The organism is Microcoleus sp. PH2017_34_RAT_O_A (genome assembly GCF_020737885.1).
Lineage (GTDB): Bacteria > Cyanobacteriota > Cyanobacteriia > Cyanobacteriales > Microcoleaceae > Microcoleus.
On the sequence record NZ_JAEQDD010000204.1, the window covers coordinates 1 to 1,343 of the forward strand.

Genomic DNA, 1,343 nt, shown 5'->3' on the forward strand with positions numbered 1-1,343 from the left:
CCGTTACATAAATCCTACCCAAAGTTACTCAAGATTGGACAATATTGGACTTTGAGCTTCGTTTACTTCCTGCTTCATCCTGGTAGTGTCGGCACTCACCAGTCCGCAGGCTAACCCCGTCTAACTGACGGTTTTTGACAAATTAATCGCTGCGTTCAAATCGCGGTCAACAACAATACCACAATGACTGCATTCAAACACTCGTTCAGAAAGAGAGAGTGTTTCTTTTTTAGTTCCACAATTAGAACAAGTTTTTGAGCTGGGAAACCAACGGTCAACAACTACCAACTTTGAACCGTACAACTCGCATTTGTAGGTTAACTGTCTGCGAAACTCAAAGAAGCCCATATCGGCAACAGATGCAGCTAGCTTGTGCAACGCCATCATTCCGCTTACGTTCAAGTCTTCTATGACAATTACACCGTGGTTTTTGGCAAGTAATGTCGTTAGTTTGTGCAACGTATCTTGACGGATGTTAGCTATCTTTCTATGCAGTCTAGCTATCTTGACTTGTGCTTTTTGACCATTGCTCGAACCGATGACTTTATGGCGACTCAACCATTGCATCCTTGAGAGTATGTCGCGATATTTTTTGTAGGATTTAGCACCGATAACTACTTCACCTGTTGATAGAGTAGCCAATGCTTTAATACCGAGGTCAACGCCTACAATGCTTGTTTGGCATGATTCTTGCTGTTCTACATCAAACCTGAAACTGATAAACCACCTGTCGGCAATACGGGATATCGCGCAAGACTTAGTTGATACTTGTGGTAGCCTTTCATAAGTCTTGAGGACGGCAATTACGGGAACTTGGATTTTGTTAACCCCGCAGATTTTGACTGTTCCTTCTAATGTGAAAGAATCTCGCCTTCCTTTTTTCTTAAACTTCGGTACACCAGCAGTCTTTTTAAAACATCGTTTCCATGCATCTCGCAATGCCATTAATGCCTGTTGTGGTGTAGATTTACTGCACTCGTAATACCAAGCATTCTCCGACTTCACCATAGCTACTAACAATTTATGCAAGTCAATAGCTGTGGGAAATTTGAGCTTTTCGTTGGGATTGGCTTGGTTGTGACCAAGAATATTTTTGGTCAGCCACAAACCCCAATTCCAAGCATGACGCGCCACTCCGCAATGCTTAGCTAAAAGTATGCGCTGCCGACTATTTAGTTTCAATTCGGTTTTGAATCCGAGTAACATGGCAGTCCTTTAATCCCTTCTCGCGCAGGCTTGTGACATATTCCAACCTTAGCAGAACTTGCGAGTGAAAAAGCTACCCACAATTGAGCAACAATGGGTAGATTTGTCCAAGAATCAAGTTACAGTTTCTAGCCCCC

At 42.9% G+C, this 1,343-nt stretch carries 1 protein-coding gene; it reads right to left on the minus strand.

Going from position 1 to position 1,343, the window contains the following annotated elements; genetic code table 11:
- Positions 1 to 120: 120 nt before the first annotated feature.
- Positions 121 to 1,206 (minus strand): transposase, encoded by a 1,086-nt coding sequence (locus JGK11_RS32710; RefSeq protein ID WP_293200731.1) that lies wholly within the window; start codon positions 1,204 to 1,206, stop codon positions 121 to 123.
- Between the last annotated feature and the right edge of the window lie 137 nt (positions 1,207 to 1,343).